Raw genomic sequence first — 21,385 nt, 5'->3', positions numbered from 1 at the left:
ACTGGTTAGTGAACACTAACCGAAAGGCATGTTGTGTGCCACCACGTGAGTCGAGGAGGACATCACGATGCCCCCCACCCAGGAGATGTTGGCGGACGAGTTGCGCGCGCGTTTGGCGACCGCCGCAGCGGGCGGTCCGGAGCGTTCAAGACAGCGCCATGTGGCGCGCGGCAAGCTGCTGCCCCGCGAGCGCATCACGCGACTGCTCGATGAGGGGAGTCCCTTTCTCGAGGTTGCGCCACTCGCGGCTGACGGCATGTACGACGGGGATGCACCAGGCGCCGGCGTGATCGCCGGAGTCGGACTGGTGCATGGTCGCCACGTGATGGTGCTCTGCAATGACGCGACTGTGAAGGGCGGCAGCTACCTGCCGATGACGGTCAAGAAGCATCTTCGAGCCCAGGAGATCGCACTGGAGAATCGGCTGCCCTGCCTGTACCTCGTAGATTCTGGCGGTGCTTTCCTGCCGAAGCAGGATGAGGTGTTCCCTGACCGTGATCACTTCGGACGCATCTTCTTCAATCAGGCACGGATGAGCGCAGCGCGCATCCCGCAGCTCGCGGCGGTGCTCGGTTCCTGTACGGCGGGTGGCGCCTACGTGCCGGCGATGAGCGACGAAACAGTGATCGTGCGCAACCAAGGAACGATCTTCCTCGGCGGGCCGCCACTTGTGAAGGCAGCGATCGGCGAGATTGTCAGCGCCGAAGATCTCGGTGGGGGTGAGCTGCATGCCCGACGCTCTGGCGTCGTCGACCACCTGGCGGAGGACGATGAGCACGCGCTGGAGATTCTGCGCGACATCGTCTCGACGCTACCGCCACCGGCAGCCCCGGCATGGGAAGTCGAGGCATCCCGTGCCCCCGCTGACTTGTCCAGCCTGTATGAGGTCGTCCCCGTTGATGTGAACGCCGCATATGACGTCCGAGAGGTGATCACCAGACTCATCGACGGAGATTCCTTCCGTGAGTTCAAGTCCGAGTACGGCACCACGTTGGTGACCGGTTTCGCCCGGCTGCATGGTCATCCCATCGGCATCGTTGCCAATAACGGAGTGCTGTTCAGCGAATCGGCACTCAAAGGTGCGCACTTCATCGAGCTGTGCGACCAGCGCGGTATTCCGCTGCTATTTCTGCAGAACATCACCGGGTTCATGGTCGGCTCTGACGCAGAGGCCGGCGGCATCGCGAAGGACGGCGCCAAGATGGTGACAGCGGTGGCCACGACCCGGGTACCGAAGCTGACCGTCATCATTGGTGGCTCCTTCGGCGCGGGTAACTACTCGATGTGCGGGCGCGCATATTCGCCACGCTTCCTGTGGACGTGGCCAGCCAGTCGTATCTCGGTGATGGGTGGCACACAGGCAGCATCCGTGCTCGCCACGGTGAAGGAAGACCAGCTCACTGCACGCGGCGAGCGCTGGAGCGCCGAGGAACGCACGGCGTTCGAAGCACCGATCCGCGATCAGTACGAGACCCAGGGTGAGCCGTACTACGCGACCGCCCGGCTCTGGGACGACGGCATCGTCGATCCAGTCCAGACACGCGATCTGCTCGGACTCGCGCTGGATGTCGTCGCCCGCAGCCCGCTGCCAGAGTCGCGCTTCGGCGTTTTCAGGATGTGAATGCCATGGTCGAAGGATTCAATACTGTGCTCGTCGCCAACCGAGGTGAGATCGCGCGTCGGATCATCCGCACGCTGCGTGAGCGCGGAGTGCGTAGCGTCGCCGTCTACAGCGAGGCGGATGCCACGGCGCCACATGTGCGCGACGCGGACGTCGCGGTCTTGATCGGTCCCGCGGCGTCCGCCGACTCGTACCTCAGCGTGGACGCCATCCTGCGTGCGGCGCAGCAGACCGGCGCGCAGGCGATCCACCCCGGGTACGGCTTCCTCTCTGAGAGCGTTGCGCTGGCTGAGGCCTGCGCAGAGGCCGGAATCACCTTCATCGGCCCGTCGATCAGGGCTATTGAGATCATGGGCGATAAAGTCGCCGCTCGCGAGCAGGTCTCCGAACATGGCGTACCGGTCGTCCCTGGATTCGACGCCGCCGGTCTCACCGATGAACAAATATCCGAGCGCGCGGCCGAGATCGGATATCCGCTGCTCGTGAAGCCGAGCGCCGGAGGCGGAGGAAAGGGTATGGAGGTCGTCACCGAGGCTGCCGGTCTCCGCACTGCGCTGGCCTCGGCACGGCGCATCGCCGCGGCGGCCTTCAACGACGACTCGCTCCTGCTGGAGCGACTGATCTCCCGGCCTCGGCATATCGAGGTGCAGGTCTTCGGCGACAGTCACGGCACGGTGATCGCGCTCGGTGAGCGCGAGTGCACACTGCAGCGGCGGCATCAGAAAGTGGTCGAGGAAGCGCCGTCTGCAGGGTTGCCGGTTGGCGTGCGAGAACGTCTGTTCGAGGCCGCCGTGCGCGCGGCATCCAGCGTCGACTACGTCGGGGCAGGGACAGTGGAGTTCCTTGTCGACGCCGACTCGCCGGAAGAATTCTTCTTCATCGAGATGAATACGCGCCTGCAGGTGGAGCACCCAGTTACTGAGGCCGTCACTGGCCTGGATCTGGTGGCGCTTCAGCTGGCGGTCGCCGCCGGTGAGGCATTGCCCGCGCAGCTGGGGCTGTCTGGCCACGCCGTCGAGGCACGCATCTACGCAGAATCTCCCGAGCGCGGCTTCCTGCCATCGACCGGCCGCATTCTGCGCTTCGATGCGCCGCATGGCGTACGAGTGGATGCCGCGATCGAGACCGGCAGCGAAGTCACCGGATTCTACGATCCGATGATCGCGAAGGTCATCGCACACGGTCCCGACCGTGAAACCGCGCTCCTGCGTCTCGACGAGGCTCTGGCGCGCACGATTATTCTCGGCGTCGACACGAACGTCGCATTCTTGCGGCAACTGGTCACGCACTCACGTGTGCTCAGCGGCGACCTGGATACCGGCCTCATCGAGACGATGCTGCCACTGCCGGTCGAGCATCCGTCCCACGCCATGCTCACCGCGGCGAGACAAGAGTTCCTGCATGAGACAGCCCGTCAGGAGCCCGGTCTCATGCAGCAAGACCCTTCTCGGAGAGCTGGCTCCACGTGGGCGCAGATGATGGACACATCCGCGCGTCAGATCGGGTTCCTCACGGACGAGGGTGATGTGCTGGACGCAGACGATGGGGATGCCACGGCAGCGACAGCAGCGACAGCAGCGACAGACGCCGAAGGTGCGGTGTGGGTCACTGAGTCCGGACACACAGCACGCCTGCGCCCGCTCGACCGCCGCGAGCGGATGCGGCACAGGCTGGCATCGCAGCATCCGGTTGCTTCGGAGACGAGTCCCGAAGCCCGCGCGCCCATGCCGGGCAGCGTCGTCGCCGTACATGTCGAGGACGGCTCCATCATCACCGCAGGCCAGCCGCTCGTCTCCATCGAGGCGATGAAGATGGAGCATCCGGTGCTCGCGCCGCATGATGGCACGGTGCACCTCCTGGTCGCGGCCGGCGATCAGGTGCGCCGCGACCAGTTGGTCGCGACCGTGACATCCGACAACACCCTGACGGAGGAACAGCATGACTCATGATCTGACGGAAGAAGAGACCCAGCTCAGCGCCATGGTGCGCGACTTCGCCGATACGGTTGTCGCACCACAGGCATACGAGGCGGACCGCACACACACCCTGTCGATGGACGTCGTGGCCCAGATGGGGGAGTTGGGGCTGTTCGGGCTCCCTTTCCCGGAAGAGCTCGGCGGGCAAGGTGGCGACTACTTTGCGCTCGGCCTCGCAATCGAGGCTCTTGCCCGCGTGGATCAGTCCATCGCCATCACGCTGGAAGCGGGCGTCAGCCTGGGCGCCATGCCAGTGTTCCGCTACGGTACGGATGCCCAACGCGCCGAGTACCTGCCCGACCTTCTTGCCGGGCGCGCGCTGGCCGGGTTCGGACTCACCGAGCCGGAAGCCGGAAGTGACGCAGGGGCCACGCGCACGACCGCACGCCGCGAGGGCGACGAGTGGGTCATCAACGGTGCAAAGCAGTTCATCACGAACTCGGGCACCCCCATCACCCGCTTCGTGACGGTCACCGCAGTCACCGGGGTGAGCGGAGACCGCAAACAGATCTCCACCATCATCGTGCCGAACGGCACGCCTGGGTTCACCGTCGAACCGCCCTACGACAAGGTCGGATGGCACGCCTCCGACACCCACCCACTCACGTTCGACGGCGCACGAGTGCCGGCGGAAAATCTTCTCGGCGAAGAGGGACGTGGATTCGCGAACTTCCTCAGCATCCTCGACGAAGGACGCATCGCTATCGCTGCGTTGTCTACTGGCGCCGCCGAGGGATGCCTGGAGGCCGCGGTCGAGTATGCGAAGAGCCGCACGATCTTCGGCAGCGCGCTGAGCACGCGGCAGAATGCGCAGTTCACCCTTGCACGCATGCGGGCACGGGTGCACACCGCTCGCTTGGCATGGCGCCACGCTGCGCGATTGAGGGACGCCGGAAAGCCGTTCGCCGAACCCGCCGCGATCGCGAAGCTGGTGGCGGGAGACGCCGCGATGGACAATGCACGCGACGCGACACAGATCTTCGGCGGCAACGGATTCATGAACGAGTTCTCGGTCGCGCGGCACTATCGTGACTCGAAGATCCTCGAGATCGGCGAAGGCACGACCGAGGTGCAACTGCTGGTGATCGCTCGTGGATTGGGGCTGACGTGATGGCTGACATCGTCCAGCGGGGGCTCTACTTCGAGGAGTTCGAAGTGGGGGCACGCTACCTTCATCGTCCGGGGCGCACCGCCACCGAGGCAGACAACGTGGTGTTTACGACGTTGACGATGAACACGCAGGCACTGCACCTGGACGCGGCATTCGCTGAAGCGCAGGAGTTCGGCCAGCGGCTGATGAACTCGATGTGGACACTGTCGACGATGGTCGGAGCATCGGTCGCGCAGCTCACCCAGGGCACGTTGGTTGCGCAGTTGGGGCTCGGAGACGTCACATTCCCGCATCCGCTCTTCGCCGGTGACACGTTGTACACCGAAAGTGTCATCACCGAGAAGCGCCTTTCGTCGTCACGTCCGGGGCAGGGCATCTGCACGATCGCGCACACGGGGCGGAATCAGGACGGCGTCGTGGTCGCCACCGCGACCAGAGTCGCGCTTGTGCATTGCCTGCCGAGTGCGACGGCGAAGGAGTGAGATGACGTTCGAATCGGGTCCTGCGCTGCTGTTCTGTCCGGCGGATCGGCCGGAACGCTTCACGAAGGCGTACGAACGCGCCGACGCAGTAATCCTCGATCTGGAGGATGCTGTCGCGCCAGATGCAAAGGCGATCGCGCGCACTCATGTGCTCGCCTCAACACTGGATCCGGCCCGGGTGATCGTGCGCGTCAACGCCCCTGACACCGCCGAATTCGCGCCCGACCTCGCCATGATCGAGCAGTCACCGTTTCGCACGGTGATGGTCGCGAAGACAGAGGATGCCGCGTCCCTCGACCTGTTCGACGATGCGTTCTCGCTGGTCGCCCTGTGCGAGACAGCCCGGGGGATCAGCCGTGCGGCGGAGATCGCGGCGCATCCACGTGTCATCGCGATGATGTGGGGGGCCGAGGATTTGGTTGCCTCGTTGGGCGGCACATCGAGTCGTGGAGCGGTCGGTACCTACCGTGACGTGGCGCGCTACGCGCGATCTCGAGTGCTGATCGAGGCGCGCGCACAGGGCAAGGCCGCGATCGATGCGGTTCATATCGATATCGAAGACATCGCTGGCCTCGCCGACGAAGCAACGGATGCGGCGGCCTCCGGCTTCGCGGCGACGGCGTGCATCCATCCGAGTCAGGTGTCTGTCATCCGTGAGGCCTATGCCCCGGATGCGGCGACGCGCGAGTGGGCGCACGATGTGCTGGCAGCAGCCGAGGGGGAGCGGGGTGTCTTCCGCTTTCGTGGGCAGATGATCGATGAGCCGTTGCTTCGGCATGCGCGCGTCGCGATGGCACGGGCGCGGTAATCGGTCAAACAAATTGCTCAGGCGGCGATCGACTCCAATAGCCGCAGCACGCCGGGCGAAGCCTCAAAGCGGTGCACGGAGCCGTTGCGGAGGATGTCGCCCTCCCGCGGGAGTGTTCCGCTGGAGACGTGATTCAGGAGCGATCGGATCACGCCACCGTGCGTGACGACGATCACCGACTCTGCGACAGGCGCCGAGCGAAGACGGGCATGGCGTGCGATCGAATCCAGCGCGCCGAGCGCCCGCTCGCACACGCCTGCGAGCGTCTCCGAGCCAGGCGGGGTCGCATGCCAATCGCCGTACTGCGCGAGATAGTCGGCGACGAGGATGCCCTCACCTTCGCCGAAGGAACGCTCGCGCATGTCGGGAACGAGCCCGGGGCTGGCAAGGCCCAGTTCATCCGCAATGATCCGCGCTGTCTCATGCGCGCGCACCAACGGGCTCGCGTAGATCGCATGATGCGTACCATCTGCGAGAAGGGCTGCCGCTGCACGGGCATCGTCCTGGCCTGTGGCGTTCAGGGGGATGTCGGTCGAACCCTGGATTCGACGAGCGAGATTCCAATCGGTCTGGCCATGGCGCACGAGGGTCAATAGCGTCACTTCAGCAACTCCTGGAGAGCAGGGAGCACGTCGCCGGTGCCGCCGGGGAGCGTGACATGCGCCCAGGAGTCAGCCCGCGTCGGCTCGTGATTGATGATGATCAGGGGGATGCCACGGCGGCGAGCGCGTTCGACGATGCGCACACCGGAGTTCACCACGAGGGATGAACCTGCGACGATCAGGGCATCGCTCGCGCGCAGCAGCGATTCAGCGGCGCGGAATCGGTCGGTGGGCACGAATTCGCCGAAGAAGACGACATCGGGTTTCAGCATCCCCGCGCAGACCGTGCACGTGGGCACGATGAAGTTCTCGGTCGTCTCCGGCGCGACGTCCCCGTCAGGGTTGAGCTCGATGTTCTCCGGCAACATGATCCACGGATTCGACTGCTCGATCTGCATGGCAATGTCTCTGCGGTCGAACACCTGACCGCAGCGCAGACACGTCACACGCCGCATGGTGCCGTGCACTTCGATCACGCGCGCGCTGCCCGCTCGCAGATGAAGACCGTCGACGTTCTGCGTGATCACACCTGAGACGAGGCCGTCACGCTCCATATCGGCGAGGGCGATGTGTCCGGCGTTCGGCTCTGCCGAGGCGAATGCGCGCCATCCGAGATGGCCACCCACCCAGTACCGGCGCCTGGCCGCTTCATCGGCGAGGTAGCGCTGTCCGGTCATGGGATCGGCACGGACGCGGGCACCTTCTCCGCGATATGCGGGGATGCCAGAGTCTGTGGAAATTCCGGCGCCGGTGAGGAGTGCGATGCTGCGTCCGCGCAGCAGCTCGGCGGCTTTGGCGATGTCGGCAGCTAGGTCGACATGTGTCGTCACGGTCACGGAACCTCCCCGAACGAGTCTACGGCGTGGACACTTGCCGAGGGCGTGCGGCGGTTGGCGCGTGCTGTGGCTGCGGTGTGAAATGGCTCCGGTGTGAAATGGCAGAGTGGAACGCATGCACCTGGAGCACGTCACCGACGCAGCCGATCCTCGCCTCGCCGACTATCGAAATCTCACCGACACCGCGCTGCGCCGTGTGCAGGAGCCGCAGGGCGGCCTCTACATCGCAGAATCCGCGAAGGTCATCGAACGGGCGATCGCTGCGGGCCATGTGCCGCGTTCGGTACTCGTCCAGCGCCGCTGGGTTACCGGCATCCAGGAGCTCCTCGCCGGAACTGACACCCCGGTGTTCGTCGTGCCTGACGACGTTGCCGAAGCTGTCACCGGCTACGCCGTGCATCGCGGTGCTCTCGCTTCGATGCATCGCCCAGAACTGCCGAGCCTCGCCGACGTCCTGGATGGTGCGCGGCTGGTGCTCATCCTGGAAGATCTGATCGAGCATACGAATGTCGGAGCCGCATTTCGTGCTGCGGCAGGGCTCGGTGCTGACGCGGTGCTCGTCTCGCCACGCTGCGCGGACCCGCTCTATCGCCGCAGCGTGAAGGTGAGTACTGGCACCGTATTCCAGGTGCCGTGGACCAGGTTCGGCGATTGGGCGGACGCCGTCACAGAACTGCATGCCGCGGGCTTCGAGATCGCAGCGCTGGCCTTGAGCGACGATGCCGTGTCGCTCAACACTTATGCGGCGTCACGACCTGACAAGATCGCGCTGGTGCTGGGGACGGAAGGCGATGGGCTCTCCCGCACGGCACTCGATGCGGCAGACACGGTCGTCACGATTCCTATGCGCGGGGGAGTGGACTCGCTGAACGTCTCCTCTGCCGCAGCGGTCGCACTGTGGGCCCTCTCGAACTGACTACTGCGTGTCTGGCAGTTGCATCGGCGAGGCATCCGGCCGCTTCGCGGTGATCAAGTCACCCGAGGACTGGTGGTGGATTCGCCTCAGAACCCATGGGACGAGGTGCTCGCGTGCCCAGCCAAGGTCTTCAGCGCGGGCCTCGCGCCACGTGCGCACGGGCGCGGGGTCCGGCTGCATCGGCTGTAGCACGTTCGACACGTTGAGCGCTCTGAGCGCCATGCGTGCGACTTCGTGGTGGCCGAGCGGATTGAAGTGCAGACGGTCATCGGCGAAGAACCGCGAGTCCTGCACAGATTTCAAGGCCCACTGATCGGCGACGACGCAGTCGTAGCGGTCAGCGATCGCGCGTACATTTTCGTTGTAGATCGCGACCTTGCCTCGGAATGGGCGCAGCACTGGCGTGAACCCGGTGTCGATACCGGTGAAGATCAGGACAGCGGCCCCTGTCGAGGATAACCGCGACACCGCATCGTCGAGCTGGTCTGCGATCAGGTCGGGGTCTGATCCGGGACGGATCACATCGTTGCCGCCGGCGCAGATCGAGATGAGGTCAGGGCGAAGGGCCACAGCCGGCTCGATCTGGGTAGCAAGAATCTGCGCGATGAGCTTGCCGCGCACGGCGAGATTCGCATAGGCGAAGTCGGCCACCTGTTGAGACAGCACCTCTGCGACACGGTCCGCCCAGCCTCGGTGGGCGCCCGGAGATGCCGGATCCGGATCGCCGATGCCCTCGGTGAACGAATCGCCGATCGCGACGAAGCGGCGCCACGGGTGCGCGCCGCCGATCGGAACATACGGGGTGCGGGACGATTCCGGATCAGTCATCGTGCTCTCCTTCGCAGTATGTGCGTTTCGCAGCATGCGCGGCCATGGATCGCGGCCACGCAGAGAATGAGCCTACCCGCAGGGCCGGACACCGCGTCAGGTGGGCATCCGATGTCACAGGTACCGATTACCCTTGATCTGATGCTCTCTCCGTCCTTCCCCCAGCGCGCCCCTTGGGGAACGGCTGACAAGCTCCGTGCTTGGCAGCGAGAGGCCCTCGAGGTCTACTTCGCCCGTGATCAGCGAGACTTCCTCGTCTCCGCCACCCCTGGCGCAGGAAAGACGACCTTCGCACTTACTCTCGCCGTCGAGCTGCTCCGCATCGGAGAGATCAACCGCGTGATCGTGGTCGCACCTACCGAGCACCTGAAGACGCAGTGGGCCGATGCGGCGGCGCGCGTGCACATCCGCCTAGATCCACGATTCCTCAACAGCCACTGGGCGCCGTCCCGGCAGTATCACGGCGTTGTGGTCACTTACGCCCAGGTGGCTGCGAAGTCGTCTCTTCACCGCCATCTGACCGAAGACGCCAAGACTCTCGTCATCCTCGACGAAGTGCACCACGGCGGTGACGCCCTCAGCTGGGGTGACGCGATCCGCGACGCCTACGGCCCGGCAAAGCGGCGGCTGTTGATGTCAGGAACGCCATTTCGCAGCGACACCGCTCCGATCCCATTCGTCACGTATGCGCCGGATGAGTCTGGTGCGCGCGTCTCCACCACTGACTTTGCCTACGGCTACGGACGTGCCCTCGCTGACGGCGTCGTGCGACCGGTCCTCTTCCACATGTACTCCGGCAAGATGCGTTGGCAAACGAGCGCGGGAGACGAGCTCGAGGCCCATCTCGGGCAAGACAACACCAAGGACGTCAACTCACAGGCCTGGCGCACAGCGCTGGATCCGGAGGGCGCGTGGATGCCTGCCGTGCTCTCTGCGGCAGATCGGCGCCTCACCGAGATCCGCAACCACATTCCGGATGCTGGTGGGCTGGTCCTCGCCACTGATCAGACGGTCGCTCGTGCCTACGCGAAGATCCTGCACAGCATCACCCGGGAACAACCCACCATCGTGCTGTCTGACGATGCGTCGGCATCCGAAGGCATTGAGAAGTTCGGCGCGAACACCAGCCGGTGGATGGTCGCGGTGCGCATGGTGTCCGAGGGCGTCGATGTTCCCCGACTCGCTGTCGGCGTGTACGCCACATCCTCCTCAACGCCGCTCTTCTTCGCCCAGGCAATCGGCCGATTCGTGCGGGCGCGGCGCCGCGGTGAGGCCGCGAGCATATTCTTGCCCAACGTTCCCGTGCTGATGACTCTCGCGAACGAACTCGAGAAACAGCGCGATCACGCACTCGATCGTCAGAGCAAAGACGATGATGGCCTCGATGACTCGCTGCTGGATAGTGCGAACCGCGAGGAGAAAACCTCTGACGCGCTGACCGAGGAATTCAGCTATAAAGCGATCTCGTCCCTCGCGCACTTCGACCGTGTTGTCTTCGAAGGACAGGACTTCGGCCAGCTCGCGGAGCCGGGAACGGCTGAGGAAGAAGAATTCATCGGGATTCCTGGCCTGTTGGAGCCCGAGCACGTCCACGAACTTCTCATGCAGCGCCAATCGCGTCAGTCGAAGATTCGTGAGGCGCGCGAAGCAGCGGAAGGTCCGGAGACGGTCACGACGCTTCCTCAACCGCTGCACCGCACACTTCGTGAGCAACGACAGTTGCTGAACAGTCTGGTGGGCATGTACGCCCGCCAGGCCGGCGAACCACATGGTGCCGTACACGCCGAACTGCGCCGAATCTGCGGGGGGCCCGCCGTCGCCCAAGCGACAGTGACTCAGCTTCAATCACGCATCGAGATACTGCGCAAACGCGTGCGCACCTGACGCCATTAGGAACCCCGAAATGCTGACAATCAGGGCATTCCGGCGTGTTCGGCTCCGTGGCCTCGATAGCGTTGAAGGTGCCTCATCGAGGTATCTCACCCCCACCATGGAGGATTCATGACCGCGCCTGCATCCGCAGAGCCGACCGCTGCCGACCGTCGACGCTGGGCACGATATCTCGTGGAGGAGCGCGCGGAGGCCTACGTCTATCAGGAGCTTGCGGCACGCAAGACTGGTGAGGAACGCGAGATTCTCCAGAGCCTCGCCGAGGCTGAGCATCGTCACGAGCAGCACTGGCTCGATCTGCTCGGTGGTGAGCCTGCCCGGCTTCCCCGTGCAGGTCTGCGCTCACGACTGCTGGGATGGATGGCCGGACGCTTCGGGTCGATCTTCGTGCTCGTGCTCGCTCAGAGCGCCGAGGCGCGCTCTCCCTACGACACGGAGAAGTACGCGACGCCGGCGATGCGCGCGGACGAGAAGATTCACTACGAGGTCGTTCGCGGCCTCGCCGCACGTGGCCGTCGTCGGCTGTCCGGCTCATTCCGCGCCGCGGTCTTCGGCGCTAACGACGGCCTGGTCAGCAACCTCGCGCTCGTGCTCGGCATCGGAGCAACCGGTGTGAGTTCCAGTCTCGTGCTCTTCAGCGGCGTAGCGGGACTTCTCGCCGGGGCCCTCTCGATGGGTGCGGGGGAGTTCGTCTCAGTCAGATCGCAACGTGAGCTTCTCGCATCCACCGAGGCAAACGAGGATGCTGCGCTGTCGGCCGGCGATCTCGACATCGACGAGAACGAGCTGGCGCTTGTGTACCGAGCACGAGGGATCGACCAGGAGGATGCGTTGGCCCGCTCCCGTCGCATCATCACTGCGGCTCAAGAGGGTGTGCGCCGTACCGTCACTGGCCCGATTCGCGCGCACGACGCGACGAGTGATCACGAACTCATCGGAAGCGATTGGACGGCAGCGCTGTCGAGCTTCTTCCTGTTCGCCTCCGGGGCGATCATCCCGGTGCTGCCGTGGATCTTCGGACTTGAGGGATTGACGGCGGTTGTGGTGGCGCTGGTACTGGTCGGCGTCGCGCTGCTGGGTACCGGAGCGATGGTGGGGATTCTTTCGGGCGGCCCACCATTGCGCCGAGCGCTCCGCCAACTCGCCATCGGGTTCGGTGCGGCGGCGATCACCTATGCGCTGGGGTTGCTCTTCGGCGTCAGCGCCGTCTGACCAATGGCCACAGGCATCGCGAGCGCTCCGCAGATCGACTTCCGAGCTATGGTGGGCGCAAGCAGGCCGTCTGCTGGAGTGGGGGGAGTCGGTATGTATCGGGATGCTGCGCGGGCCAAAGCGAGACGGATCGCCGTGCTCTGCGGTGCTTTGGGAGTCATCGCCGTGATCGTCTGGATCGACATCGCGACGGGACTCTGGCAAGAGCTCGTGATCCTGTCGGGTCTGGCCGCAGGTCTAGTGACTTTTCTGCTCACAGCGCTTGTGCTCGGTCGGCTCATGGAGAAATCGACGTCACGTCGCTGGGCCCCAGTTAATCGACTGGCGCTCTCCGATTTCCTTCATGCGCTCGCTGATGAAGAACACAGCGAGTTATCACGTGGACACGTGATTCCGCGGAGCCTTTCTGCGCCGCGGGCATCGGCCGACAGTGCGGATCAGCTCGCTCAGCTACACGCCCTGCGTGGGCTCGTGGTCAAGGAACGGAAGCGATTGTCGGACGCGTTGAGCCGCTGGGCGCATTTCCTCGCTTCCAGCGGCGACAACGAGTTGATAATGCGGCATGTGGCGGATATCGCACTTCAGCTGGATCGGGTCCGGGATTCCGCATTGGAAGTCGAGATGTCACCTCAAACGCAGAAGTTCACTGTTCTCATCGGAGAGATCGATCGCTGCAACGCTCTGTTTATCGCGCTCGTGGCTGAGCTGGAGTTGCGGCTCCGTGTGCAGGAGCGACTGACGGACGTGTGAGCAGCATCCGTGTGACAGCATCTGGGGAAACGAAGAAGGCCCCCTTTCGGGAGCCTTCTTTGATTTGTGCGCGGAGGGGGACTTGAACCCCCACGCCCTTACGGGCACTACGACCTCAACGTAGCGCGTCTACCATTCCGCCACCCGCGCAGGTGATGAAAGGTCGTTGCCGACCGAAGAGAAACATTACCAGATCTGATCAGGCGCTACGAACCGAGGTGCACCTCGGGCGTGCCGCGGGACTTCGGTAGCCTGAAGGCATGTCTCAGCCGCAGCATCCGGAAGTCGTGCGCATCGCGCGTGACCTTATCCGCTTCGATACTTCTAACTTCGGGGGAGGGAAAGCCGAGGGCGAACGAGAAGCTGCCGAGTACGTCGGCGCCTACCTGGAAGGTCTCGGACTCGCACCCGAGTACTACGAGCCCATTCCACGGCGCACCAACGTTATGGCGCGCGTTCCCGGGCGTGATTCGAGTAAGCCGGCACTTGTCGTGCACGGACACCTTGACGTCGTGCCGGCAATGGCCGAGGACTGGAGCGTCGATCCGTTCGCCGGAGAGGTGCGCGATGGGATGCTGTGGGGCCGCGGCGCCGTCGACATGAAGAACATGGACGCCATGATCTTGACATCCGTGGCTGACATTCTGCGCGCGGGAGAACAGCCTGAGCGCGATCTGGTGCTGGCATTCTTCGCTGACGAAGAAAACGGCGGTGTCGAAGGCTCGGCGCTGGTCGTCAAGGATCGACCTGATTGGTTCGCCGGTGCGACCGAAGCGATCAGCGAGGTGGGTGGATATTCGATCACGGTCGATGAACGTCGTGCGTACCTGCTGCAGGTGGGGGAGAAGGCCCTCATCTGGATCCGGCTCGTCGCAAAGGGGCGGGCCGGTCACGGCAGCCGCCTGCATGAGGACAACGCTGTGGTGAAACTCGCCGAGGCAGTCACTGCGATCGGGCGCACCCGGTGGCCGATCCGGCTCACCGCTACGACCAGGGCGCTGCTGCAAGGGCTCAGCGACCTCACCGGACGTTCTATCGACGACCCGGATGCTCTTGCCGCGGCATCCGGCCCCGCCGAGGCGTTCCTGCGCTCCACTTTCCGCACGACCACCAACCCGACCGCGCTCACCGCCGGTTACAAGCACAACGTGATTCCCGAGCGCGCAGAAGCACTCATCGATGTGCGCGTGCTGCCGGGTACCGAAGACGACGTGCTCGCGGAACTGCAGCAGATCGTCGGTGATGACATCATCATCGAAACCGTCGTCCGCGACATCGGCATGGAGACACCTTTCGAGGGAGACCTCGTTGACAGCATGGTGCAGGCGCTGGGGCGTCACGACCCCGGCGTTCCCGTCATTCCCTACCTGCTCGGTGCCGGAACCGACAACAAAGCGCTCTTGACCCTCGGCATCACCGGATATGGCTTCGCCCCGCTCCGACTCCCGGCAGATCTCGACTTCACGGGGATGTTTCACGGGGTTGACGAGCGGGTACCCGTAGAATCGCTTGTCTTCGGTCAACGGGTTTTGACCGACCTCTTGCGCACATACTGATCCAGCCTCGCACCACCCAGAAAGCCTCTCCATGCACCTGCTCGAAGCGCTGTTCCTCGGCATTATCCAGGGACTGACCGAGTTCCTCCCCATCTCCTCGAGCGCGCATCTGCGCATCGTCGGGACCTTCACCGGCTCAGGCGAGGATCCGGGAGCGGCATTCACGGCGATCACCCAGATCGGCACCGAAGCCGCAGTCGTGGTGTTCTTCTGGAAGGACATCACCCGCATCATCGGGCACTGGTTCCGATCGCTCGTCGGCAAACTACCGCGTAACGATCCTGATGCGCGGATGGGGTGGCTGATCATCATCGGCAGCATCCCGATCGTGGTGCTCGGCCTGCTCTTCCAAGATCAGATCGAGACGGTGCTGCGTTCGATGTGGATCGTGGCGATCATGCTGATCGTGTTCGGCATCCTGCTCGGCATCGCCGACCACGTGGGAGCGAAGCGTCGCGCACTCGATACGATCACCTACCCGCACGGTGTTCTGTTCGGCATCGCGCAGGCGCTCGCCCTGGTCCCCGGCGTTTCCCGGTCCGGCGGCACGATCACGATGGGCCTCTTCCTCGGCTACGAGCGCGCGGCCGCCGCCCGCTACGCATTCCTGCTCGCAATCCCCGCGGTCTTCGGCAGCGGCTTCTACCAACTGTTTAAGAGCTGGGATGCGCCGGATCAGTACTTCACGATGGGGGAGACCGTCGCTGCGACCGGAATCGCCTTTGTCGTGGCACTCGGCGTGATCGCGTTCTTCATGAGCTGGATCTCGAAGCACAGCTTCCTGCCGTTCGTGATCTACCGCATCCTGCTCGGCGCCACGCTGCTGATCCTGCTGTCGACCGGAGTGATCGCCGGCTAACGCTTGTGGTCGCCCGGTGCATCGCCGCGGCGGCGCAGATAGCGCTCGAACGCCTGCGCGATTGCGTCACCAGATGCCTCGGGGGAGTCCCAGGTGTCTCTCGTGCGCTCGAGTTGGTGAATGTACTCGGTCATGTCCTCATCATCGGCAGCAGCGGCGTCGATGGATGCTTCCCATGTGGCCGCATCGGTGCGCAGGCGATCGCGGGGCATGTCGACACCGGTGAGTTCCTCCAGGCGGTCCAGCAGCGCCAGCGTCGCCTTGGGCGACGGAGTCGCACTGGCCACGTAGTGCGGCACGCTCGCCCAGAGGCTGGCGGTGGGGATTCCGGCGCGCTCGGCGAAGTGCTCGATAACGCTGAGAATGCCGACGGGCCCTTCGTACAGCGAACGCTCGACCCCGAGCGTCTCGCGCACCTGTTCGTTCGAGCTGGAAGCGAAAATCGAGATGGGCCTCGTGTGCGGCACATCCGACAACATCGCGCCGAGCGTGATGAAGCCGGTGACATCGTCGCGCAGCGCGACATCGATGAACTCGTTTGCGAACGCCTGCCAGGTACGGGCGGGTTCGACGCCGGTGAGTAGCCAGAACTCAGGAGATCCGTCCGTCGAGCGCTCTGCCGGACGCCACAGGGCCGCCTCGGGCCAGCGGAGCTCGCGTCGTCCGGTGGCATCCATCTTCGACGACGGGCGCGTGTACTGATAATCGAAGTACAGCTCTGGATCCACCGAGTGCACGAGCTCATACTCAACGCTCTCGCGGAGCACTTCGATCGCGGCGCTCGCTGATTCACCGGCATCGTTCCAGCCGTCGAAGGCGACGACGACGACGCGGTCTCCCAGCGCATTCATCGATTTCTCCATCCAAGTTTGTAAATGAGTATCTTTCCAGGCTAGTCGGCGCTCGGCCAGTGTGGGACATGTGCCGGGCTAGCATGGTGAGGTGAGTCAAAAGCCCCGCGCGGTCCTCTGGGACATGGATGGAACACTGGTCGACACTGAGCCGTATTGGATGGCCGCAGAGACGACGCTGGTCGAATCGTTCGGTGGCACGTGGTCACACGAGCAAGCCCTGCAGCTGGTCGGAAACGGTCTGATGGACAGCGCAGCGGTGCTGCGTGCTGTAGGCGTAGACATGCCGCCTGAGGCAATCGTCGAGAAGCTCACCGATGATGTGCGCCACTCTCTCGTCACCCAGGGTGTTCCCTTCCGTCCCGGAGCAAAGGAACTGCTGCGGGACCTCCACTCCGCCGGAATCCGGACTGCGCTGGTGACCATGTCGCTGCGGCGCATGGCGCTCAGCGTCGTCGATCTGATCGAGTTCGACGCGTTCGAGCACATCGTCGCAGGTGACGACGTCGAACATCCCAAACCTCACCCGGCCCCGTATCTGCAGGCAGCCGAACTTCTCGAAATCGACATCACGGATGCTCTGGTCATCGAAGACTCCATCACCGGTCTGCGTGCCGGAACAGCCTCGGGTGCGGTCACTCTCGGCGTGCCGCACATGATTCCACTCGATGGCTATGGCGCACACGCCCTGTGGCCAACGCTGGAAGGCCGTACGGCCGCCGACGTCATCGATCTGTACACCACGACAAAGGCTGCACAGGCCGAAGGAGCCCTTCGATGAGCGTCGCATCTGCACGGCCAAGCGGCCCATTCCGCGAGGGTGACCGCGTCCAGCTGACCGGCCCGAAGAATCGTCTGCACACGGTCACGCTGACCGAAGACGGTGAACTGCACACGCATCACGGGGTCCTCAAGCACCGTGACCTGATCGGCCTGCCCGATGGGTCTGTAGTGACGAACAGCTCCGAACACGAGTACCTCGCACTGCGTCCGCTGCTGCGAGACTTCGCGATGTCGATGCCGCGCGGCGCGGCGATCATCTATCCGAAAGATGCCGCGCAGATCGTCATGCAGGCCGATATCTTCCCCGGTGCAACCGTGGTGGAAGCTGGCGTCGGCTCCGGCGCGCTTTCTCTGGCGCTGCTGCGTGCCATCGGGCATGACGGCACACTGGTGTCCTTTGAGCGACGTGACGACTTCGCTGAGGTTGCCAAGGCGAATGTCGACACCTTCTTCGGGGAGACGCCAGACACCTGGCGCGTCGTCGTCGGTGATCTGCTCGATGCACTCCCGGCAGAGTTGCCCGAAGGCACTGTGGATCGTGTCGTGCTGGACATGCTTGCGCCGTGGGAAGTCATGGATGTCGTTGCGGACGCGCTCACACCGGGTGGTGTGGTGCTCTGCTACGTCGCGACCGCTACTCAGCTCTCGCGCGTTGCGGAATACATCCGAGGTACCGGCCAGTTCACCGATCCGGATGCATCCGAGACCATGGTGCGCGGCTGGCACGTGGAAGGGCTCGCTGTGCGGCCTGATCACCGTATGGTCGCGCACACCGGATTCTTGCTGACCGCTCGACGACTCGCACCGGGAACGATTGCACCGGAAGTGAAGCGGCGCGCCTCGAAGTCGAGCTATGGCGATGAGGACGTCGAGGCGTGGACGCCAGGAGCGGTAGGAGATCGTGAGATCACCGACAAGAACCTGCGAAAGCGTGTCCGCGAGGCCACCAAGGCCGCAGACGGTGCACGCCAGGCCGCTGCGTCGCGCGATTCCGAGCAGCGTTCGCAATAGACTGGAACGCGTGCGTAAAACGTCTGCCGCTCTGGCCTCACTCAGTCTCGCTCTCGTTGCCCTGACCGGGTGCAGTGCAGCGCCCACTTTCAGCGGAGCCGCGTGCGATCGCGCCGCGTCCACGAGTGGGATCGAAGACATCGCGACGATCACCGGCGATGTCGGCACAGCGCCCGACGTTGAGGTGTTCACACCAATCGGAGCGGACAAGAGCGCGTTCAACGATCTCGTCGTCGGCGATGGACCCGCGTTGACCAGCCCTACTCAGAGTGCGGTCATCGAGTTTTCGCTCTTTTCGGGAAACACCGGCGAACTGATCGCGGGTACTGCGTACGAGGATGACCAGGCGCAGCTTGTCAGCATCGACTACTGGGCCCAGCGCGTCCCCGCATTCGGTGCGGCGCTTGAGTGCGCCACGGGTGGCAGCCGCGTGCTTGCGGTCATCACCCCCGAAGATTTCGGTGCTGAGAACCTGGCTGGCTTCGAACTGGAAGAGGACGAGTCCGTCATCGCCGTGTTTGACGTGACCAAGACTTTCCCCTCGAGGGCCGATGGTGCGCCGCAGTACAACGACGCAGCCGGCATGCCGACCGTTGTGCGTGCGCCGGACGGACGCCCCGGCATCATCGTGCCCGCCAGCGCAGCGCCCACTGGACTCGAGGTCCAGACCCTTCTCAAGGGCGACGGCGCGAAGATCGCGGAGGACGACCAGGTTCTCGTCAACTACACCGGCGTCACCTGGGACGAGAAGACGGTCTTCGACTCTTCCTGGGATCGCTCGGCGGCCACGTTCGATCTTGCCGGCCTGATTCCCGGCTTCTCACAGGGCCTCGTCGGGCAGACGGTCGGCTCACAGGTGCTCCTCGTGATCCCGCCGGAGCTCGGTTACGGTGAAGCCGGCTCAGGCGCCGTTCCTGCCAATGCGACCCTCGTCTTCGTCGTCGACATCCTCGGCATCAATCCTCCCGCTTCGCCCCAGCAGTGATGGCCGCCCGGATCCCCCCTGAAGAGCGTCAGACGAACCTCGTCGTGGCGCTGATGGCGACGGAGATCGGGCTCACGAAACAGCAGATCCTCGACAACATCTCCGGGTATCGTCAGCGCGCCGAAGCAGGCACGCGTGCGGATGCCTTGGAGAAGATGTTCGAACGCGACAAGGACGAACTGCGCACGCTCGGCGTCCCGATCGAGACGATTGGCGATCCGGGCGACCCAAACGATCTTCGTGAGGCGAGGTATCGGATCCCGAAGGCTGAGTACGACTTGCCGGAGGACATCGAGTTCAGCGCGGCCGAACTCGCCGTGTTGCAGCTGGCAGGCAGCGTGTGGAGCGCGGGGTCTTCCTCCGCTGATGCGCAAGCGGGCGTTCGTAAAATCCGTGCGCTCGGCATCGACGGTGATGAGCCGATCATCGGTTTCGCGCCGCGCATCACAACGCGAGAAGCGAGTTTCAGCCCGCTGCAGGCCTCGATCGAGGACTGCAGAGTCGTCAGCTTCGACTACCTGAAGCCGGGCGAGCAGTCGCCCAGGCACAGGCGTGTGGAGCCGCTCGCTCTGCTTGATTATGAGGCTCGCTGGCATGTCTATGGCATCGACCTTGATGCAGATGATGAGCGCACGTTCCTGCTCAGCCGCATCGTCGGCGATGTTGTTGTGACGAAGAAGGCGTTTGACCCAGGGCTGCGTGATGGTGCCGGTGAACGCGCTTTGGCCGGACTCGACGCGGTGGCGGCGCGCAATTCCGCTCTGCTCGAGATCACCCCTGGCACCGAGGCTGCTCTTCGCCTCGGACGCCGCGCAACGCCGCAGGTGCAGGGCTTCAGCGTGCCGTTCGTCGACCTCCACATCTTTGCCGACGAGCTTGCCTCTTACGGGCCTGAGGTCCGCGTGGTGGAGCCTTCTTCTCTTAAAGACGCGGTGATCGCCCGCCTGACAGCGACGGTCGCCGCTCACCTCGACAGCGTGGGGTCATGATGGCGGAAAAGTCGAGCCTCCCACTGGCCGCGGATCGCGTGCGCGCCTACCTCACACTTGTGCCTTACCTGCTGGAACGTGGACAGGTCTCGCTTGACGAGGCAGCGCGCGAGTTTGACGTCACTGTTGCGGAGATGCGCGGCATGGTCGAAAAGCTTACGGTGATTGGCCTCCCCGGCGAGGGCGGCTACTGGCAGCAGCCCCAGGAGATGTTCGATATCAACTGGGATCTTCTCGATGAGGAAGGCGTCATCGAGATCACAAACGAAGTCGGCCTGCGTCGTGTGCCCCGATTCACCGCACGTGAGGCGGCCGCGCTGCTGGCCGGCCTGCAGATGGTAGCGGCCGTTCCGGCGGTGGCGGGTTCCGGACTTGTGGCTGGACTGCTCGCGAAACTCTCCAGCGCAGCGGCGGATGCACCGGCGGATGTCGTGATCGCGCCGAGCGCGGTCGATCATGTGCGTGACATCGTCTCTGCCGCGGTGAACAGTGGCGTCGCTGTCTCGTTCAGTTACCAGGCGCCGGATGCGGCCACCACCACGCGTACGGTCGATCCGGTGCAGGTGCTGATCACGAACGGTCAGTGGTATCTGCAGGGCTGGTGCCATCTGCGCGAGGCGATGCGCACGTTCCATCTCGATCGTGTGAGCGAGCCGGAACTGACGGATATTCCGATCACTCATGCCGATGACCATCTTCCTGATCCTTTCCGCAGCATCGGTGATGACGACGAAGTGAACGTGCGACTTCCGGAGCGGCTCGTGCCGCTCTTGGGTGACTTCGTGCACGCAGACAACTCGGATTCGCATGATGGATATGTCACTGTGCGCATCCGCATGGCGGATCCGCGCGGGATCAAGCGCGTCGCAGGTCGCTTCGGCGGCCAGTTGGAAGTGCGTGATCCGCAGGTCGCGCGTGCGGCGACGCGCGATTGGGCAGCGGCCGGACTCGCGCTCTACGCACACGCTTAGGCAATGTTACTCGGTTAGACTGACAGCACGCCACCCCATCTGGAGGAGCAATTTATGGGCAATCTCTTTGCAGGACCGCACCTGTGGATCATCCTGATCATCATCGTGTTGCTCTTCGGCGCTGCCAAGCTCCCTGCTCTCGCGAAGAGCCTCGGGCAGTCCGCCCGGCTCTTCAAGGGCGAGATGAAGGCGCTGAAGGAAGACGATGCGCCCGCCGCTTCGTCTGACTCCGCGGAGGCTCCGGCGGCGCAATCCGTGAAGCCATCAGGTGACGGAGTCGCCGACCAGGACACGCCTCCGCGCATTTCATAGGCCGTGACCGAGCTGGATGCACCGGCGCCCTCGACT

The 21,385-nt window shown here is 64.3% G+C and carries 21 protein-coding genes and 1 tRNA gene; 17 read left to right on the top strand and 5 right to left on the bottom strand.

Annotated elements, in window-relative coordinates; genetic code table 11:
* The first annotated feature begins 67 nt into the window (after nucleotides 1-67).
* From ACSU1G_RS02395 to ACSU1G_RS02375, 5 genes are read left to right on the top strand one after another with little or no spacing between them, the layout of a single operon-like run.
* Complete coding sequence (locus tag ACSU1G_RS02395) at nucleotides 68-1,621, top strand: carboxyl transferase domain-containing protein (RefSeq protein WP_439278290.1); 1,554 nt, start codon at nucleotides 68-70, stop codon at nucleotides 1,619-1,621.
* A 5-nt stretch (nucleotides 1,622-1,626) separates the two neighbouring features.
* Nucleotides 1,627-3,570: an acetyl/propionyl/methylcrotonyl-CoA carboxylase subunit alpha gene (locus ACSU1G_RS02390; protein WP_439278289.1), complete on the top strand. Its 1,944-nt coding sequence runs from the start codon at nucleotides 1,627-1,629 to the stop codon at nucleotides 3,568-3,570.
* Nucleotides 3,560-4,708, top strand: a complete 1,149-nt coding sequence (locus ACSU1G_RS02385; RefSeq protein WP_439278288.1) for an acyl-CoA dehydrogenase family protein — start codon at nucleotides 3,560-3,562, stop codon at nucleotides 4,706-4,708. The genes ACSU1G_RS02390 and ACSU1G_RS02385 overlap by 11 nt, the downstream gene beginning before the upstream one ends.
* Nucleotides 4,708-5,190 (top strand): MaoC family dehydratase, encoded by a 483-nt coding sequence (locus ACSU1G_RS02380; RefSeq protein WP_439278287.1) that lies wholly within the window; start codon nucleotides 4,708-4,710, stop codon nucleotides 5,188-5,190. The genes ACSU1G_RS02385 and ACSU1G_RS02380 overlap by 1 nt, the downstream gene beginning before the upstream one ends.
* A gap of 1 nt (nucleotide 5,191) precedes the next feature.
* Nucleotides 5,192-5,998 carry an HpcH/HpaI aldolase/citrate lyase family protein gene (locus ACSU1G_RS02375; protein WP_439278286.1) on the top strand — a complete coding sequence of 269 codons (807 nt, stop codon included), beginning with the start codon at nucleotides 5,192-5,194 and terminating at the stop codon, nucleotides 5,996-5,998.
* A gap of 17 nt (nucleotides 5,999-6,015) precedes the next feature.
* Here the strand turns inward: ACSU1G_RS02375 and ACSU1G_RS02370 are convergent, their stop codons facing one another.
* Both ACSU1G_RS02370 and ACSU1G_RS02365 read right to left on the bottom strand, forming a co-directional pair.
* Complete coding sequence (locus ACSU1G_RS02370) at nucleotides 6,016-6,600, bottom strand: histidine phosphatase family protein (RefSeq protein ID WP_439278285.1); 585 nt, start codon at nucleotides 6,598-6,600, stop codon at nucleotides 6,016-6,018.
* Nucleotides 6,597-7,436, bottom strand: coding sequence for a Sir2 family NAD-dependent protein deacetylase (locus tag ACSU1G_RS02365; protein ID WP_439278284.1), 840 nt, complete (start codon nucleotides 7,434-7,436; stop codon nucleotides 6,597-6,599). The genes ACSU1G_RS02370 and ACSU1G_RS02365 overlap by 4 nt, the downstream gene beginning before the upstream one ends.
* A gap of 115 nt (nucleotides 7,437-7,551) precedes the next feature.
* Between ACSU1G_RS02365 and ACSU1G_RS02360 the strand changes: the two genes are divergently transcribed.
* Entirely contained in the window at nucleotides 7,552-8,352 is an 801-nt protein-coding gene (locus tag ACSU1G_RS02360) for a TrmH family RNA methyltransferase (RefSeq protein WP_439278680.1), read from the top strand.
* Here ACSU1G_RS02360 and ACSU1G_RS02355 read toward each other — a convergent pair whose 3' ends face one another.
* Entirely contained in the window at nucleotides 8,353-9,180 is an 828-nt protein-coding gene (locus ACSU1G_RS02355) for an SGNH/GDSL hydrolase family protein (protein ID WP_439278283.1), read from the bottom strand.
* Nucleotides 9,181-9,321: 141 nt separating this feature from the next.
* Between ACSU1G_RS02355 and ACSU1G_RS02350 the strand changes: the two genes are divergently transcribed.
* From ACSU1G_RS02350 to ACSU1G_RS02340, 3 genes are all read left to right on the top strand, one after another.
* A complete protein-coding gene (locus ACSU1G_RS02350) occupies nucleotides 9,322-11,064 on the top strand; it encodes a DEAD/DEAH box helicase (protein ID WP_439278282.1) in 1,743 nt (580 codons plus the stop codon).
* A 117-nt stretch (nucleotides 11,065-11,181) separates the two neighbouring features.
* Nucleotides 11,182-12,282 (top strand): VIT1/CCC1 transporter family protein, encoded by a 1,101-nt coding sequence (locus ACSU1G_RS02345; RefSeq protein ID WP_439278281.1) that lies wholly within the window; start codon nucleotides 11,182-11,184, stop codon nucleotides 12,280-12,282.
* Nucleotides 12,283-12,375: 93 nt separating this feature from the next.
* Nucleotides 12,376-13,032 carry a hypothetical protein gene (locus tag ACSU1G_RS02340; protein WP_439278280.1) on the top strand — a complete coding sequence of 219 codons (657 nt, stop codon included), beginning with the start codon at nucleotides 12,376-12,378 and terminating at the stop codon, nucleotides 13,030-13,032.
* Nucleotides 13,033-13,099: 67 nt separating this feature from the next.
* On the opposite strand, the gene ACSU1G_RS02335 is transcribed toward ACSU1G_RS02340, so the two are convergent.
* Nucleotides 13,100-13,182, bottom strand: a tRNA-Leu gene (locus ACSU1G_RS02335).
* Nucleotides 13,183-13,292: 110 nt separating this feature from the next.
* Here ACSU1G_RS02335 and ACSU1G_RS02330 point away from each other — a divergent pair.
* Entirely contained in the window at nucleotides 13,293-14,588 is a 1,296-nt protein-coding gene (locus ACSU1G_RS02330) for a M20/M25/M40 family metallo-hydrolase (protein ID WP_439278279.1), read from the top strand.
* A gap of 31 nt (nucleotides 14,589-14,619) precedes the next feature.
* A complete protein-coding gene (locus tag ACSU1G_RS02325) occupies nucleotides 14,620-15,447 on the top strand; it encodes an undecaprenyl-diphosphate phosphatase (RefSeq protein ID WP_439278278.1) in 828 nt (275 codons plus the stop codon).
* Here ACSU1G_RS02325 and ACSU1G_RS02320 read toward each other — a convergent pair.
* Complete coding sequence (locus ACSU1G_RS02320) at nucleotides 15,444-16,298, bottom strand: PAC2 family protein (protein ID WP_439278277.1); 855 nt, start codon at nucleotides 16,296-16,298, stop codon at nucleotides 15,444-15,446. The genes ACSU1G_RS02325 and ACSU1G_RS02320 overlap by 4 nt on opposite strands.
* Nucleotides 16,299-16,389: 91 nt before the next feature.
* On the opposite strand from ACSU1G_RS02320, the gene ACSU1G_RS02315 reads away from it, so the two are divergent.
* The 6 genes from ACSU1G_RS02315 to ACSU1G_RS02290 are packed head-to-tail and all read left to right on the top strand — an operon-like array spanning nucleotide 16,390 to nucleotide 21,349.
* Entirely contained in the window at nucleotides 16,390-17,079 is a 690-nt protein-coding gene (locus ACSU1G_RS02315; RefSeq protein ID WP_439278276.1) for an HAD family hydrolase, read from the top strand.
* Nucleotides 17,076-18,092: a tRNA (adenine-N1)-methyltransferase gene (locus ACSU1G_RS02310; RefSeq protein WP_439278275.1), complete on the top strand. Its 1,017-nt coding sequence runs from the start codon at nucleotides 17,076-17,078 to the stop codon at nucleotides 18,090-18,092. Before ACSU1G_RS02315 ends, ACSU1G_RS02310 begins: the two co-directional genes overlap by 4 nt.
* Nucleotides 18,093-18,102: 10 nt before the next feature.
* Entirely contained in the window at nucleotides 18,103-19,077 is a 975-nt protein-coding gene (locus tag ACSU1G_RS02305) for an FKBP-type peptidyl-prolyl cis-trans isomerase (protein WP_439278274.1), read from the top strand.
* Entirely contained in the window at nucleotides 19,077-20,066 is a 990-nt protein-coding gene (locus ACSU1G_RS02300; RefSeq protein WP_439278273.1) for a helix-turn-helix transcriptional regulator, read from the top strand. Before ACSU1G_RS02305 ends, ACSU1G_RS02300 begins: the two co-directional genes overlap by 1 nt.
* Nucleotides 20,063-21,037: a helix-turn-helix transcriptional regulator gene (locus tag ACSU1G_RS02295; protein ID WP_439278272.1), complete on the top strand. Its 975-nt coding sequence runs from the start codon at nucleotides 20,063-20,065 to the stop codon at nucleotides 21,035-21,037. The genes ACSU1G_RS02300 and ACSU1G_RS02295 overlap by 4 nt, the downstream gene beginning before the upstream one ends.
* Before the next feature lie 54 nt (nucleotides 21,038-21,091).
* Nucleotides 21,092-21,349, top strand: a complete 258-nt coding sequence (locus ACSU1G_RS02290) for a twin-arginine translocase TatA/TatE family subunit (RefSeq protein WP_439278271.1) — start codon at nucleotides 21,092-21,094, stop codon at nucleotides 21,347-21,349.
* The last annotated feature ends 36 nt before the right edge of the window (nucleotides 21,350-21,385 follow it).

The sequence above is a fragment of the Microbacterium sp. A93 genome (assembly GCF_051842835.1).
This window is presented reverse-complemented; position numbering and strand designations above follow the sequence as displayed.

Bases quoted from the DNA above. Each gene is read 5' to 3' on its own strand.
- ACSU1G_RS02375 (WP_439278286.1), top strand. From the start codon at position 5,192: ATGACGTTCGAATCGGGTCCTGCGCTGCTGTTCTGTCCGGCGGATCGG.
- ACSU1G_RS02340 (WP_439278280.1), top strand. From the start codon at position 12,376: ATGTATCGGGATGCTGCGCGGGCCAAAGCGAGACGGATCGCCGTGCTC.
- ACSU1G_RS02350 (WP_439278282.1), top strand. From the start codon at position 9,322: ATGCTCTCTCCGTCCTTCCCCCAGCGCGCCCCTTGGGGAACGGCTGAC.
- ACSU1G_RS02325 (WP_439278278.1), top strand. From the start codon at position 14,620: ATGCACCTGCTCGAAGCGCTGTTCCTCGGCATTATCCAGGGACTGACC.
- ACSU1G_RS02290 (WP_439278271.1), top strand. From the start codon at position 21,092: ATGGGCAATCTCTTTGCAGGACCGCACCTGTGGATCATCCTGATCATC.
- ACSU1G_RS02355 (WP_439278283.1), bottom strand. From the start codon at position 9,180: ATGACTGATCCGGAATCGTCCCGCACCCCGTATGTTCCGATCGGCGGC.
- ACSU1G_RS02360 (WP_439278680.1), top strand. From the start codon at position 7,552: ATGCACCTGGAGCACGTCACCGACGCAGCCGATCCTCGCCTCGCCGAC.
- ACSU1G_RS02330 (WP_439278279.1), top strand. From the start codon at position 13,293: ATGTCTCAGCCGCAGCATCCGGAAGTCGTGCGCATCGCGCGTGACCTT.
- ACSU1G_RS02390 (WP_439278289.1), top strand. From the start codon at position 1,627: ATGGTCGAAGGATTCAATACTGTGCTCGTCGCCAACCGAGGTGAGATC.
- ACSU1G_RS02385 (WP_439278288.1), top strand. From the start codon at position 3,560: ATGACTCATGATCTGACGGAAGAAGAGACCCAGCTCAGCGCCATGGTG.
- ACSU1G_RS02300 (WP_439278273.1), top strand. From the start codon at position 19,077: ATGGCCGCCCGGATCCCCCCTGAAGAGCGTCAGACGAACCTCGTCGTG.
- ACSU1G_RS02320 (WP_439278277.1), bottom strand. From the start codon at position 16,298: ATGAATGCGCTGGGAGACCGCGTCGTCGTCGTCGCCTTCGACGGCTGG.
- ACSU1G_RS02310 (WP_439278275.1), top strand. From the start codon at position 17,076: ATGAGCGTCGCATCTGCACGGCCAAGCGGCCCATTCCGCGAGGGTGAC.
- ACSU1G_RS02295 (WP_439278272.1), top strand. From the start codon at position 20,063: ATGATGGCGGAAAAGTCGAGCCTCCCACTGGCCGCGGATCGCGTGCGC.
- ACSU1G_RS02345 (WP_439278281.1), top strand. From the start codon at position 11,182: ATGACCGCGCCTGCATCCGCAGAGCCGACCGCTGCCGACCGTCGACGC.
- ACSU1G_RS02380 (WP_439278287.1), top strand. From the start codon at position 4,708: ATGGCTGACATCGTCCAGCGGGGGCTCTACTTCGAGGAGTTCGAAGTG.
- ACSU1G_RS02395 (WP_439278290.1), top strand. From the start codon at position 68: ATGCCCCCCACCCAGGAGATGTTGGCGGACGAGTTGCGCGCGCGTTTG.